Source organism: Cytobacillus oceanisediminis 2691, assembly GCF_007678455.1.
Classification (GTDB): Bacteria; Bacillota; Bacilli; order Bacillales; family Cytobacillaceae; genus Mesobacillus; species Mesobacillus oceanisediminis_A.
On record NZ_VEEP01000259.1, the window covers coordinates 1 to 261 of the forward strand.

The window sequence follows — 261 nt, forward strand, 5'->3', positions numbered from 1 at the left end:
AAGTCGTTCTTTGACTTCGGCGGATGGACCGAAGCGACTCGAGAGGCTAGGAGCCGGAGCTGGACAATGATCATTCGTTTCTCTTGAATTCTTCTTACACATTATCTAGTTTTGAGGGAATAAAGATTTCATAAAAATTCTCTTGAAAAATGCATAAAAGACAGTATAATAAATATTGTTCTTTAAAAATGTCTGGTGGCGATGGCGAGAAGGTCACACCCGTTCCCATACCGAACACGGAAGTTAAGCTTCTCAGCGCCG

The 261-nt window shown here is 42.1% G+C and carries 1 rRNA gene; it reads left to right on the forward strand.

Annotation, left to right across the window (positions count from 1 at the left end):
- Window positions 1–191: 191 nt before the first annotated feature.
- Window positions 192–261: ribosomal RNA gene (gene rrf, locus FS736_RS23785) — 5S ribosomal RNA — on the forward strand; the annotation flags it as partial.